Source organism: Kribbella turkmenica, assembly GCF_004348725.1.
Classification (GTDB): domain Bacteria; phylum Actinomycetota; class Actinomycetes; order Propionibacteriales; family Kribbellaceae; genus Kribbella; species Kribbella turkmenica.
Genome location: NZ_SMKR01000001.1, coordinates 1 through 12,789 on the forward strand (window position 1 = coordinate 1; position 12,789 = coordinate 12,789).

Below are 12,789 nucleotides of genomic sequence, written 5' to 3' on the forward strand. Positions count from 1 at the left end.
ACGTACAGGCTCACCGCGGTGGGTGGGAAGGCGACGTGGACCGGACCGGTCGCCGGTTCGGCGAGGGTGATGGTGCCGCCGTCGATCAGCGTCACCGTGGTGCCGGAGGCGGTGCCGCGGTAGAGGTTGAGGCCTACCAGCTGTGCCACGTAGTCGGTGCGGGGCCGCCGGGCGATGTCGGTGGGGCGACCTTCCTGGACCACCCGACCGTCCTCGACGATGACCAGGCGATCGGCCAGGACCATGGCGTCCAGCGGGTCGTGCGTGACGAGCAGCGTACGGCCGGCGAAGCGCTGCAGGTGCTGACCGAGCTCGGCGCGCACGTGCAGCTTGGTACTGGCGTCCAGAGCGGCCAGTGGCTCGTCCAGCAGCAGCACCTCGGGACTTGTCGCCAACGCCCGCACGAGCGCCACCCGCTGCGCCTGCCCACCGGACAACGTGCGCGGCCGGACCCGGGCGTACGACGAGAGCTCCACTGCCTCCAGCCAACGGAGAGCCTCGGCCCGCGCGACCTGCTTGTCGACCCCACGAGCCCGGAGACCGAACGCGACGTTCTCCAAGCAGCTCAGGTGGTTGAACAGCAGATAGTCCTGGAACACCACCCCGATCGGTCGCCGGTCCGGCGTACGGAAGATGCGCGGAGGCTCGTCCCACACCTTGCCGTCCAGCGCGATGCGCCCCGCACCGACCGGCAACAGCCCAGCGATCGCTCGCAGTGCGGTGGTCTTGCCGGCGCCGTTGGGCCCCAGCAGCGCGACAACCTCACCCGGCTCGACCGCCAGGTCCACCGCGAGTTCGAAGGACCCACGGCTCACCCGCACATCGGCGTACAGCGTCATCGCAGCCCACCGATCCAACGCTCGCGCAGCGACGCCAGTACGACGACCGACACGAGCAACAGCACGAGACTCAGTACGACGGCCACCTCCGGATCGGTCTCCAACGCCAAGTACACCGCCAGCGGCATGGTCGTCGTACGCCCCGGCAGATTGCCCGCGAAGGTGATGGTCGCCCCGAACTCACCGAGGGCCCGAGCCCAGCACAGCACGGCGCCCGCCATCACACCCGGCGCGATCGAAGGCAGCGTGACCCGCCGGAACGTCAGCCACCGTCCCGCCCCGAGGGTCGCGGCGGCCTCCTCGTACCGCGGATCCGCGGCCCGCAGCGCGCCCTCGACAGCGATCACCAGGAACGGCATGGCCACGAACGCCTCGGCGACGATCACCCCGGCGATCGTGAACGGCAAGGAGAACCCGAACCAGAGATCGAGCCGCTCACCGATCAGTCCGCGCCGCCCCAGCACCAGCAGCAGTGCAACGCCGCCCACGACCGGCGGCAGGACGAGTGGGACCGTCACGAGCGCGCGGATGAGGCCGCGGCCAGGCAGCGCCCCGCGAGCCAGTAACCACGCCAACGGGATTCCCAGGAGCAAGCACAGCACGGTGGCCGCCGTCGCACACACCAGCGACAACCGCAGCGCCGTCCAGACCTCCGCACTGAACAGGCGGCTCGGCAGCGTCGACCACGGCGCTCTGACGAGCAGGCCGATCAGCGGGACCAGCAGAAACGCCAGACCGAACAGAGCAGGCAGCAGGAGCACGAGCGGCAGCCGCCCACTCGTGCTCCTGCGCCTACGACTCACGATGCGTCGACCCCACCGGTCACGGAGCCTCGAAGCCGGCTGCGGTGAGCACGGCCTTGCCCTGCACCGACAGGACGTAGTCGACGAAGGCCTTGGCGCCGTCCGGGTTCGGAGCGTCGGCCAGGGTGGCGATCGGGTACTCGTTGACAGCCTTGGCGGCCTCGGGGAACTCGATGCCCTCGACTTCGTCCTTCGCCGAGAGAACGTCGGTCTTGTAGACGAGCGCCGCGTCGACCTCACCCAAACCGACCTTCGTAAGCGCAGCCTTGACGTCCTGCTCGAGGCTGTCCGGCTCCGGCGTGATCCCGGACGCCTCGAACACCTGGCCGGCCGCGGCGCCGCACGGCACCTGGACGGCACACAGCGCGATCTTCTTCCCCTTGTCCGCGAAGTCCTTCAACCCGGTGATCCCGGCCGGGTTACCCTTCGGTACGGCGATCTCCAGCGTGTTCCGCACGAACGTCGCCGGGGGGTTGATGCCGGTCACCTGGTCCATGTTCTTCGGCGCTGCCGAGGCGAACACGTCGGCCGGTGCACCCTGGTTGATCTGCTGCGCGAGTGCGGAGCTGCCGGCGAAGTTGAGCGTCACCTTCACTCCGGGGTGCGCCTTCTCGAAGTCCTTGCCGAGCTGCGTGAACGAGCCGGTCAGCGACGCGGCCGCGAACACGTTGACAGTCCCGGACAGGTTCGTCGTACCGGAGCCGGCGGCGGACGCGGCCGGGCTGTCGTCACCGCAGCCGGAGACGGCGAGCACGGCGACGGCGGCCAGCCCGGCGAGCGCAGTACGGCGAAGCGCAGGACGGCGAGACATCAGGCCTCCGGGATCTCGACGACGACGTGGGTGGACTTGATCGACGCGACCGCGACCACACCCGGCTCCAGCCCGAGGTCGTCGGCGGCCTCGCGGCTCATCAGCGACACCACGCGGAACGGCCCGGCCTGCATCTCGACCTGGGCCATCACGCCGTCCTTGACGACGCGCGTGACGATGCCCCGCATCCGGTTCCGCGCCGAGGCCGCCGTGGTGGTACCCGGCTCGGGTGACTCCGCGAGTTGCTGCGCGAAGGCGGCCAGCTCCCGCCCGTCGATCGCCATCCGGCCGCCGCCGCCCTGAACCGACGGCAACCGCCCCTGCTCGACCCACCGCCGCACGGTGTCGTCACTGACCCCGAGCAGCGCGGCCGCCTCACTGATCCGCAAATTCGGCACGATCGACAGTCTAGCTCCGCAACTGCGGATCCTACCGCCGCTTGTCCACAGCGCCGGACCGGTCACCGAAAGTATCCGCCGAGACGCATAAGTTAAGGGCATGAGCACATCGGGGTTGCGGGACTACCTGGACGGGCCGCACAAGGCGGCGCGGGACGTCGTGCGCGCTGGGCTGGGCGCGGACGCGGAGCTGTTCGAGCCGGCCGTCAGGCTGCCGCGGGACGAGTACCGCGACAAGGTCCTCGAGCTGCTCCAGCGGATCACCGCGGAGGGACATCCGGCGCGCGGCTTCCCGAAGAAGTACGGCGGTGAGGGTGATCTCGGCGGATTCATCGCCGGGTTCGAGACGCTCGCCTTCGGGGATCTCTCGCTGATGGTGAAGGCCGGGGTGCAGTTCGGGCTGTTCGCCGGCGCGATCCTGCACCTGGGCACCGAGCGGCACCACGAGCGCTACCTGGCCGACGCGATCGGCGGCCGGCTGCTGGGCTGCTTCGCGATGACCGAGACCGGGCACGGATCCAACGTCCAGGCGCTCGGGACGACGGCGACGTACGACGCCGGGACCGGGGAGTTCGTCGTCCACACGCCGACCGTGGCGGCGCGCAAGGACTACATCGGCAACGCGGCCCGGCACGGCCGGATGGCGGCCGTGTTCGCGCAGCTGGTGGTCGGTGGCGAGACCCACGGCGTGCACTGCCTGCTGGTCCCGATCCGGTCGGAGGACGGTACGCCGATGCCCGGCGTGACCTTGACCGACTGCGGGCCGAAGCTCGGGCTGAACGGGGTCGACAACGGGCGGATCGTGTTCGACCAGGTCCGGGTGCCCCGGGACGCACTGCTGGACAGGTACGCCCAGGTCGATGCTGACGGCAACTACACGAGCGAGATCGAGAACCCGGACCGCCGGTTCTTCACCATGCTCGGGACGCTGGTGCAGGGCCGGGTGTCGGTCGGCGGCGCGGCGATCAACGCCGGCAAGGCCGCACTCACGATCGCGATCCGGTACGCCGCCCAGCGGCGGCAGTTCGGTGCTCCGGGAAGTGCCGACGAGACGCTGCTGCTGGACTACCGGATGCATCAACGACGCCTGCTGCCGCTGCTCGCCCGGACCTACGCGCTGCACTTCGCCCAGGCAGCGCTCGTGGACGAGTTCGTCAGGGTGTTCGACGACGGCAGCAACGAGCACGACCGGCGAGCGCTGGAGGCGCAGGCCGCGGGCACCAAGGCGCTCGGGACGTGGCACGCCACCGAGACCATCCAGACCTGTCGTGAGGCGTGCGGCGGAGCCGGCTACCTGGCGGAGAACCGGCTGGCGACGCTGAAGGCGGACACCGACGTGTTCACCACCTTCGAGGGCGACAACACCGTGCTCCTGCAACTGGTCGCCAAGGGTCTGCTGACGGACTACCGCGAGTCCTTCGGGAAGCTCGATCCGCTCGGGACCGCCCGGTTCATCGCGACGCAGGCGGTGGAGATCGCGGTCGAGAAGGCGGCCCTGCGACCGTTGATCGAGCGGCTGCGCGACGTCGTGCCGAACCGGAACGACTCCGCCGACCCGGACGCCGGGTTGCGGGACGACGCGTACCACTCGGGGCTGCTGCGGTTCCGGGAGGAGCACATGCTGGCCGGGGTCGCGCGACGGCTGAAGGCCGGAATCGACGCGGGCGACGAGCCGTTCGAGGTGTTCAACCGGTGCCAGGACCACGTCATCGCAGCCGGGCGGGCCCACGTCGACCGGGTCGTCCTGGAGGCGTTCCAGACCGCCGTGCGGAACGCACCGGTGGAGCTGCGCGAGCTGCTGAAGGACGTCCACGACCTGCACGCGCTGGCGACGATCGAGGCGGAGCGGGCCTGGTACCTCGAGCACGGGCGGCTCTCGCCGGGGCGGTCGAAGGCGATCACCGCGCTGGTGAACGAGCTGTGTGGCGCGGTCCGGCCGGTCGCGGTGGAGCTCGTCGACGCGTTCGGCGTACCGGGCTCGGCGGTCGATGTGCCGATGGTTGTACCGTCGCAGCATGAGTGAGCCGATCGAACCCGCGTCGGCCGCCGAGGCCGCCCGTGAACTCGCCCGGGTGCTGCTGGAGCAGGCCGACGCTCTGGACCTGCACGATTTGCGGGCCACCGGCGCGATCGAGAACGTCCGGGTCCAGGCCCGGGCGCTCGCGGACGCGGTGCACGAACGAGGCTGGGGCGACATCTTCCTCGGGATCGACTCCTACGACCCCGACGAGCTCGACGACCTTCCGCTCGGGCCGGACGACTTCGACGACCCGGAGGACTACCGGGAGATGGTCGAGGGCGGCAGCGCCGACGACCTCGACGAGCTGGGGGAGCCGCTGGTTCCGGAGGACGGGATCCGGCTCAGCTACCAGGCGCGGTACGACTACGTGGTCACTGATCCGGAAGCGTTCGTGCGGTACGTCCGGAGCCGGGCGGACGAGGCGCAGAACGACGAGGTGATCGACGACATCGAGGACGCCCAGTCCGCGTTCGAGCTGCTCTGCTACCTCGACGGCCTCGGCTCCAAAGACTACGACAACGCGGGCCTGACCCCGGCCGGCGGCGAGGAGTCCCACAAGATCGTCGAGTTCTCCCTCTGGGACCTGGACCCCACCCGCCGCGACGACACCTACCCCTACTAGACCGATCCACAGCGGCCTGCCTCCGGAACGTCCGGAGGCGGGCCGCTTCTGCGTTCCGGGTTTCTCACCGAGAACCGGGCGCGACGGTCCGGTCCGTGCCCGCCACACCGCCGGCGGTGCCGATCCGCTCCTGCCGGGCGGCGTCGGCAGTGCATGCCGGAGGGGGCTGGCGGCACCGATCTGTTGTTGCGGAAGGCAACATGTCTACGGAAAGTGAGACGCTGTCTACACAGTGTTGCCTTGTTCAAAGGCAATGCAAATGTTTGATCCGGGGGATGGTCCGGGGGTGTGGCCGCGTGACAACGTTCTGCTGCCGGCGACGGACGGGTCGCCGGCACAGGCTCCAGGTGGTTCCCGACGTGCTCCCGTCCGCGACCGGACTGTACCTCCCCTGCCGGTCACGGAATGAGGCGCCGGGCCTACCCGCTTTCGGGCCGACTGCCCTCTCGGGGCAACAGCAGGACGCCGGCCGCGCCGTTACGGTGCCGGTCGCCAGTGAGGTGGCGACCGACATGAGGCGCGGCCGGCGTTTCCCGTTCTCCGGTCGGTGTCCGGCGCTGCTGGGGGCCGGACACCGACCGGGAACAGTTCCGCCGCACCCCGCCTCCGTGCCGGCGGCGAGCGATCAGGCGAGCTCCAGGGACGGCCGGAAGGGGACCTCGCCGTACGTCGTGGTGCGCTGGCGGGCCGGGCGGCCGGCGGCGGTCGCCATCGCCGTGAGCTCGGCGATCGACTTGCGGGAGCCGTGCTTGGAGCCGGCCATCCGGCTGATGGTCTCCTCCATCAGCGTGCCGCCGATGTCGTTGACGCCGCCGTTGAGGACGGCGACGCAGCCGTCGACGCCCAGTTTCACCCACGAGCACTGGATGTTGTCGATCCGCCCGTGCAGCATGATCCGCGCCATCGCGTGCACCGCGCGGTTCTCGTCGTACGTCGGGCCGGGGCGGGCGACGCCGGCCAGGTAGATCGGCGAGTTCTGGTGGATGAACGGCAGCAGCACGAACTCGGTGAAGCCGCCGGTGCGGTCCTGGACGGCGGCGATCGTGCGCAGGTGCTGGACCCAGTGGTGCGGCGCGTCCACGTGGCCGTACATCATCGTCGAGCTCGACGGCAGGCCGACCTTGTGCGCGGTGCTGACCACCTCGATCCAGGTTGCTGTGGGCAACTTCCCCTTGGTGAGGATCCAGCGGACGTCGTCGTCGAGGATCTCGGCCGCGGTGCCGGGGATGCTGTCCAGTCCAGCCTCCTTCACCGAGATCAGGAAGTCCTCGATCGACAGCCCGGTACGGACCGAGCCGTTGACGATCTCCATCGGCGAGTACGCGTGCACGTGCATGTCCGGGACCCGGTCCTTGACCGCCCGGACCAGGTCGGCGTACGCCGTTCCCGGCAGGTCGGGGTGGATACCGCCCTGCATGCACACCTCGGTGGCGCCGATCACCCAGGCCTCCTCGGCGCGCCGGCCGACCTCGTCCATCGACAGCGAGTAGGCGTCCGCGTCGCTCCGCCGCTGGGCGAACGCGCAGAACCGGCAGCCGGTGTAGCAGACGTTGGTGAAGTTGATGTTGCGGTTGACAACGTAGGTGACGTCGTCGCCGACCGTTGCCTTGCGCAACTCGTCGGCGATGCCCGCCAGCGCGTCCAGCGCCGGACCTGTTGCCGTCATCAACGTCAGCGCCTCGGCGTCGGAGAGCCCGGCGGGCTCACGCTCGGCGGCGGAGAGCGCTGCCTTCACATCACCTTCGATGCGCTCAGGTGCGGACCGGCCCGCTACCTGCTCGCGCAGTACGTCCCAGTCGCCGTACGCCGCGTCGAAGTCGGAGCGAGTCTCGGTGCGGCGTCCCTCGGTGTCGATCGCGGTGTGCAGATCGGTCCGTCCGACGCTGTCCCACCCGCCGTCCGGCTCCTGCCAGGGCAGCCCGGCAGGCAGCGCGTCCTCGTCGGCCAACCCGGTCGTCGGGTCGACGAGCGCCTCGACATGCGAGATCAGCCGCGGGTCGAGCCACGGCTCCCGCAGGTACTCCGGGTGCGTGGTCAGCCTTTCCCGCAGGGCGAAACCAGCGTCCGCGGTCACCTTGGCCAGGTCGTCGATCATCGGCCACGGCCGCTCCGGGTTCACGTGGTCCGGGGTCAGCGGCGAGACCCCGCCGAAGTCGTCGACGCCGGCGTCGAGCAGCGCCCGGCACTCGGCCAGATCGACCAGGTTCGGCGGTGCCTGCACGCGCATCCGCGGCCCGAGCACGATCCGGGTGACCGCGATCGCGGCCAGCCATTCCGCCAGCGGTACGTCGTCGTCGTTGCGCATCGCGGTGTCGGGCTTCACCCGGAAGCCCTGGATGATGACCTCCTGGATCCCGTTGTACTGCCGCGCGATCCGGCGCAGCGCGAAGATCGAGTCGGCCCGCTCCGCCAGGGTCTCGCCGATGCCGATCAGCAGGCCGGTGGTGAACGGCACATTCGACCGGCCGGCGTCCTCGAGCACCCGCAGCCGGATCGCCGGGTCCTTGTCGGGTGAGCCGAAGTGCGGCCGGCCCTTCTCCTCGAACAGCCGGCGCGACGTCGTCTCCAGCATCATGCCCATGCTCGGCGCGACCGGCTTCAACCGCTGCAGGTCCTGCCACCTCAGCACACCCGGGTTCAGGTGCGGCAGCAGTCCGGTTCCCTCGAGCACCCGGATCGCCATCGCCCGGACGTAGTCCAGCGTGCTGTCGTACCCGGCCTCCTCGAGCCAGGTGCGGGCAGCGTCCCAGCGGTCCTCGGGCGCGTCGCCCAGGGTGAACAGCGCCTCCTTGCAGCCGAGCGCCGCGCCCTGCCGCGCGATCTCCAGTACTTCGTCCGGCGACAGGTACGGCGAGTGCACCCGGCCGGGCGTGGTCGCGAAGGTGCAGTAGTGGCACCGGTCGCGGCACAGCCGGGTCAGCGGGATGAAGACCTTCTTCGAGTACGTGACGATGCCGGCCCGGCCGGCGTCCGCCAGTCCCTGGTCGCGGACCCGCGCCGCGATCGCCGTCAAGGCGGTCAGCGCGTCACCGGTGGCGGCGAGCAGCACCTCCGCCTCGGCCGGGTCCAGGGTCTTGCCGTCGTCCGCACGCCTGAGGGCGCGGCGCATCGCGGTACTGATGTCGTTGGTGGCCACGGAAACCGAGCCTAAGCGCCGAAAACCGGCCGTTCTCGCGATTCCTGGACCCAAAAACAATCCGTACAAGTGTCCTGATAGTTTGCTGTTCATGCAGGTCAGAGGGGTCGTCGACGGGCGCCGGATGCGCGGTGAGCAGCGGCGGAGCGAGTTGCTGCGGGCCACGCTCGCCGTGATCGAACGCGACGGAGTCGCAGGTGTGAGCCATCGCGCGGTGGCCGCGGCGGCGGATGTGTCGGTCGCGTCGATCACGTATCACTACCCGACGCTGGACGATCTGCTGGTCGCGGCGCTGACCTGGGCGGCGGATGATCTGACCGCCGAGCTGGACGCGCGCGGGAGTGAGCTGGGTGCGCGACCGGCGGACGAGTTGGCCCGACTGATCGAGCACAGCCTGGTCCGCCGGCGCGGGCGGACGCTGGCCCTGTACGAGCTCTATCTGTATGCCGCCCGCCGCCCGGACCTGCGCGAGTCCGCCGGGGCCTGGCTGGAGCCGCTCACCGAGATCGCCCGCGCGTTCACCGCCGACCCGCACAAGGCGCGCCTCCTGGTGGCCGCCCTGGACGGCCTCCTCGTGCAGGCCCTGATCGGCGCCCGCGAGGTGGACCGCGCGGACTTCGCCGCGCTGCTCGACGTTCTCAGGTAGCGCGGGCGATACCTCGGACCGCGTGGTCCGGTCCGAGGCCGGGAATCAACTCGGCTGATCTTCGTCGCGACGCTGGCCGTCATCGGAGTCGCTGCGCCGTCACCGCGCACCGGGCGACCAGTGCGCGACCGGTCCACCTGCTAGCGGGGCGCGAATGACCTCGTGCCCGCCGCGGCCATGCTCGCCACCACCAGATGGTGGAACGGCCGGATCAGGTTGTAGTAGAAGCGCCCTGCCGGCCGCAGGTAGCGCACCAGGGTGACGACCTTGAACGTGCTCTCGGGCTGCGCGTCGTCGGTGATGATCGCGAGCCAGCCGATCAGGTGGTTGTCGGTGACCTTCAGCAGAAGGTAGTGGTCCTCCTCGCCGCGGACGACCTCGAAGAACGTCGCCGGAGCGCCAGGTGTGAAGCTCACCGTCTCCGGCCGCAGGCGCCGCGAGGCCGGGATACCGGTCGTCTCTAGGCGCAGCACCCGCGCGACCACCATCCGGACCGCGAACAACCCCTTGATCCACAGTGGTGAGTAGCCCAGCGCGCCGGCAGTGAACTCGCGCAGCGACACGGCGCCGCGAACCGTCTTCACATCGATCTCGTCGACGGTCGGCAGCAGGTCGTCCAGTTCGGGAAGATCAGTGCGGGTCGGCATGGGTGGCCTCCTCGTCCGACAGCGTCTCGCCAGTCGCGAGCAGCAGTGTCATCGCGTAAATCTCTCGCAACTCGCTCGTGGGCACGGGAGGCAGCACCTGCTCGGACCCGATCAGGATCAGGTACAGCAGTTGAGCCAGGCGATCCGCGTCGACATCGGCCTTCAGCCCACGGCACAGCTCGCGAAGGTAGTCGGTCCGCGTCCGGTCGACCCGCTCCTGCGCAGCCCGTGCCTCGGCGTCCTGCAGAGCCCATGCCCGAACGGCAATCTCGAGTCGAGCGCTGTCCGGATCCGACAGCACCAGCTTCAGCAGATGCTGCAGCCTGGCCCACGGCTCCGTCCCGGGCTCCCTCTCGACCGAGTCGATCAACCGCATGGTGAACTGCGCCTCGAAGTACTCCAGGAGCGCCGTCCGAAACCCCGCGGTCCCGGTGAAGTGGTGGTAGTACGACCCTTTGGTGACCCCGAGCTTCCCGGTCAGCCGTTCGATCGTCACCGCCGGCGCTCCCTCGGCCGCCAGCAGCTCGAGTCCCGCCTCCAGCCATTCGCGCCGCGTCACCATGACAAGACCATACCATCCGGTATGGTCTTGAGTTCGCTCAGGCGTCGGCGGTGGTGAGAGTCTCGGCCCCGGCCCTGCTGTGGACCTCGGGGGTGCGCAGGTGGGACAGCGGCTTCCAGCCGGTGGCGAGGGTGGCGACCGCGAGCAGGACGGCGAAGGCGCCGACGTAGAAGGGCAGTTGGATGTTGACCTCCTCGCCGAGCTTGCCGGCCAGCCACGGCGCGACCGCACCGCCGGAGAAGCGGACGAAGGAGTACGCCGCCGACGCCGTACCGCGCTCGACCGGCGCGGCCGCCATCACGGCCTCGGTGATCAGGGTGTTGTTGACGCCGAGGAAGAGCCCGGCCACGATCACGCCGATCGCGAGCACCTCCTTGTGGTGGGCGTAGACGCCCATCACCGCGAGGTCCGCGCCGAACAGCAGCAGGGACGCCATGACCACCGGCAGCGTGCCGAACCAGCGCTGCAGCCGCGGCGCCACGAACACCGACGTGACCGCCAGCCCGATGCCCCACCCGAAGAAGATCAGCCCGATCTGCCGCGCCGACATCGCCAGCGGGAACGGCGTGAACGCGAGCAGCGTGAAGAACCCGAGGTTGTACAGCAACGCCGTGATCGCCACCGTCGCCAATGACCGGTGCCGCAACGCCTTCAGCGGCTCGACGACCGACGTACGGCGTTGTGCCGGGGGCGAGGCCGGCAGCAGGAAGGCCGTGGCCGCGAGCGCGATCGTCATCAGTACGGCGACACCGAAGAACGGACCGCGCCACGAGATCGTGCCGAGCTCACCGCCGACCAGCGGGCCGGCCGCGATGCCGACACCGAGTGCGGCTTCGTAGAGGATGATCGCCTCGGCGACGGATCCGGTGGCGGAGTTCACGATCGTGGCGAGCGCGGTCGCGATGAAGAGCGCGTTGCCGAGGCCCCAGCCGGCCCGGAAGGCGACGATCGCGCCGATCGAGTTGGACAGACCGGCCAGTGCACTGAAGACGACGATGACGGCCAGGCCGATGAGCAGGGTGCGCTTGGCGCCGATCCGGCTGGAGACCGCCCCGGTGATCAGCATCGCGACGCCGATCACGGCCATGTAGCTGGTGAACAGCAGTGACACCTGTGACGGGCCGGCGTGCAACTGCTCGGCGATCGGCTTCAGGATCGGGTCGACCAGGCCGATGCCCATGAACGCGATCACACAGGCGAACGCGACCGCCCAGACCGACTTCGGTTGTTTCAGGAACGAGTTGCTCACCGGGGGGTGACCTCCAACAGCTTGCGGATAACGGTGACTGCGGCCTCGAGAGTGGAGAGGTCGGCAGCGGGGAGCTGACCGAGCCGGGTCGCAAGGGCGGCGCCCGCTTGGTGGCGGGCGCTCTGCAGCTCGGCGTACCCGGCGTCGGTGAGGCTGATCAGGCTGGCCCGGGAGTCGGCCGGGTCGGCTTCGCGCCGTACCCAGCCCTGCTCCTCCTGGCGTTGCACCAGGTTGGACATCGTCGGCTGGGAGCACCGGTCGGCCTTGGCGAGCTCGCTGATCCGGGTCGGGCCGAGCTCGTCGAGCCGGCCGAGCAGCCGCATGGCCGCGTGCGGCAGGGCGCTCACGTCCCGGCTCGCCATCCGCGTCAGTCTCGCGGAGGCGACCACCATGTCCACGCCCAGCTGGGTCAGGTCGGTTTCACTCACATCTCGGCAATATACATAGGAATGCTATGCATCTCCAGGGCCGGCCGGGCGATGCCGCAGGCGCCGAGGTGGTTCATGGTCGGTGTCCTCTGCTGGGGAGCTTCAGCGGAGACGTCGCGGGACCGCGGCTGATCCGGACGCGGTCAGGGCACGTCGCCGGCGGAGAAGGCCTCCTCGAACTCCGGGCCCGGCGGGATCTCCGTGATCACGTCGATCAGGACTCCACCCGGGTCGGCGACGATGAAGTGGCGCTGGCCGAACTGCTCGCTGCGGATCGACAGTTTGGGCTCCAGTCCGTCGCCGATCACCAGTCGCTCCCACTCGGCGTCGACGTCGTCGACCTCGAAGTTCAGCAGCAGTCCCTGGACCGGCCGGCGGTAGCCCTCGGGGATGGTCGGGTGCGTGGGGTCGAGCAGGGCCAGTTCGTACCCGGCGTCGCCCGGGCGCCGGAGGCTCACGTACCAGTCGGCCTCGAAGGTGGTCTCGAACCCGAACAGCCGGGTGTAGAAGTCGTGCGACTCGCGCAGCCGCTCGGTCGCGATCACGGGGTAGAAGCTGGAGAGGTTCACCGGCACTCCTCAATTTGACATACCGTTGGTATGTACACGCTACTTGGCGTACCATCGGT

The 12,789-nt window shown here is 69.8% G+C and carries 13 protein-coding genes; 3 read left to right on the plus strand and 10 right to left on the minus strand.

Annotated features, from left to right (window positions below):
- From E1218_RS00005 to E1218_RS00020, 4 genes are all read right to left on the minus strand, one after another.
- Window positions 1-839, minus strand: an 839-nt coding sequence (locus E1218_RS00005) for an ABC transporter ATP-binding protein (protein WP_132314824.1), incomplete at its 3' end; no start/stop codon positions are given.
- A complete protein-coding gene (modB, locus tag E1218_RS00010) occupies window positions 836-1,642 on the minus strand; it encodes a molybdate ABC transporter permease subunit (RefSeq protein WP_233711899.1) in 807 nt (268 codons plus the stop codon). The genes modB and E1218_RS00005, both read right to left, overlap by 4 nt.
- A 19-nt stretch (window positions 1,643-1,661) precedes the next feature.
- On the minus strand, window positions 1,662-2,453 hold the full coding sequence (modA, locus tag E1218_RS00015) for a molybdate ABC transporter substrate-binding protein (RefSeq protein ID WP_132314826.1): 792 nt from the start codon (window positions 2,451-2,453) through the stop codon (window positions 1,662-1,664).
- Window positions 2,453-2,851: a TOBE domain-containing protein gene (locus E1218_RS00020; protein WP_132314828.1), complete on the minus strand. Its 399-nt coding sequence runs from the start codon at window positions 2,849-2,851 to the stop codon at window positions 2,453-2,455. The genes modA and E1218_RS00020 overlap by 1 nt, the downstream gene beginning before the upstream one ends.
- A 100-nt stretch (window positions 2,852-2,951) precedes the next feature.
- Here E1218_RS00020 and E1218_RS00025 point away from each other — a divergent pair, with 100 nt between their 5' ends.
- The gene (locus E1218_RS00025; protein ID WP_132314830.1) at window positions 2,952-4,874 is read left to right on the plus strand and encodes an acyl-CoA dehydrogenase family protein; all 1,923 of its coding nucleotides are present in this window, start codon (window positions 2,952-2,954) and stop codon (window positions 4,872-4,874) included.
- On the plus strand, window positions 4,867-5,493 hold the full coding sequence (locus E1218_RS00030; RefSeq protein WP_132314832.1) for a hypothetical protein: 627 nt from the start codon (window positions 4,867-4,869) through the stop codon (window positions 5,491-5,493). The genes E1218_RS00025 and E1218_RS00030 overlap by 8 nt, the downstream gene beginning before the upstream one ends.
- Before the next feature lie 625 nt (window positions 5,494-6,118).
- Here E1218_RS00030 and E1218_RS00035 read toward each other — a convergent pair.
- Window positions 6,119-8,629: a bifunctional FO biosynthesis protein CofGH gene (locus E1218_RS00035; protein WP_267900257.1), complete on the minus strand. Its 2,511-nt coding sequence runs from the start codon at window positions 8,627-8,629 to the stop codon at window positions 6,119-6,121.
- A gap of 91 nt (window positions 8,630-8,720) precedes the next feature.
- On the opposite strand from E1218_RS00035, the gene E1218_RS00040 reads away from it, so the two are divergent.
- Window positions 8,721-9,275 (plus strand): TetR/AcrR family transcriptional regulator, encoded by a 555-nt coding sequence (locus E1218_RS00040; protein WP_132314834.1) that lies wholly within the window; start codon window positions 8,721-8,723, stop codon window positions 9,273-9,275.
- Window positions 9,276-9,415: 140 nt separating this feature from the next.
- Here the strand turns inward: E1218_RS00040 and E1218_RS00045 are convergent, their stop codons facing one another.
- The 5 genes from E1218_RS00045 to E1218_RS00065 all read right to left on the minus strand — a co-directional run bounded on the left by E1218_RS00045 (window position 9,416) and on the right by E1218_RS00065 (window position 12,730).
- On the minus strand, window positions 9,416-9,922 hold the full coding sequence (locus E1218_RS00045; RefSeq protein ID WP_132314836.1) for a DUF2867 domain-containing protein: 507 nt from the start codon (window positions 9,920-9,922) through the stop codon (window positions 9,416-9,418).
- The gene (locus E1218_RS00050; protein ID WP_132314838.1) at window positions 9,906-10,484 is read right to left on the minus strand and encodes a TetR/AcrR family transcriptional regulator; all 579 of its coding nucleotides are present in this window, start codon (window positions 10,482-10,484) and stop codon (window positions 9,906-9,908) included. The genes E1218_RS00045 and E1218_RS00050 overlap by 17 nt, the downstream gene beginning before the upstream one ends.
- Before the next feature lie 37 nt (window positions 10,485-10,521).
- On the minus strand, window positions 10,522-11,733 hold the full coding sequence (locus E1218_RS00055; protein ID WP_233711900.1) for an MFS transporter: 1,212 nt from the start codon (window positions 11,731-11,733) through the stop codon (window positions 10,522-10,524).
- On the minus strand, window positions 11,730-12,161 hold the full coding sequence (locus E1218_RS00060) for a MarR family winged helix-turn-helix transcriptional regulator (RefSeq protein WP_132314840.1): 432 nt from the start codon (window positions 12,159-12,161) through the stop codon (window positions 11,730-11,732). Before E1218_RS00060 ends, E1218_RS00055 begins: the two co-directional genes overlap by 4 nt.
- A 143-nt stretch (window positions 12,162-12,304) precedes the next feature.
- The gene (locus tag E1218_RS00065) at window positions 12,305-12,730 is read right to left on the minus strand and encodes a VOC family protein (RefSeq protein WP_132314842.1); all 426 of its coding nucleotides are present in this window, start codon (window positions 12,728-12,730) and stop codon (window positions 12,305-12,307) included.
- Between the last annotated feature and the right edge of the window lie 59 nt (window positions 12,731-12,789).

Bases quoted from the DNA above. Each gene is read 5' to 3' on its own strand.
- modA (WP_132314826.1), bottom strand. From the start codon at position 2,453: ATGTCTCGCCGTCCTGCGCTTCGCCGTACTGCGCTCGCCGGGCTGGCC.
- E1218_RS00025 (WP_132314830.1), top strand. From the start codon at position 2,952: ATGAGCACATCGGGGTTGCGGGACTACCTGGACGGGCCGCACAAGGCG.
- E1218_RS00030 (WP_132314832.1), top strand. From the start codon at position 4,867: ATGAGTGAGCCGATCGAACCCGCGTCGGCCGCCGAGGCCGCCCGTGAA.
- E1218_RS00040 (WP_132314834.1), top strand. From the start codon at position 8,721: ATGCAGGTCAGAGGGGTCGTCGACGGGCGCCGGATGCGCGGTGAGCAG.
- E1218_RS00045 (WP_132314836.1), bottom strand. From the start codon at position 9,922: ATGCCGACCCGCACTGATCTTCCCGAACTGGACGACCTGCTGCCGACC.
- E1218_RS00050 (WP_132314838.1), bottom strand. From the start codon at position 10,484: ATGGTGACGCGGCGCGAATGGCTGGAGGCGGGACTCGAGCTGCTGGCG.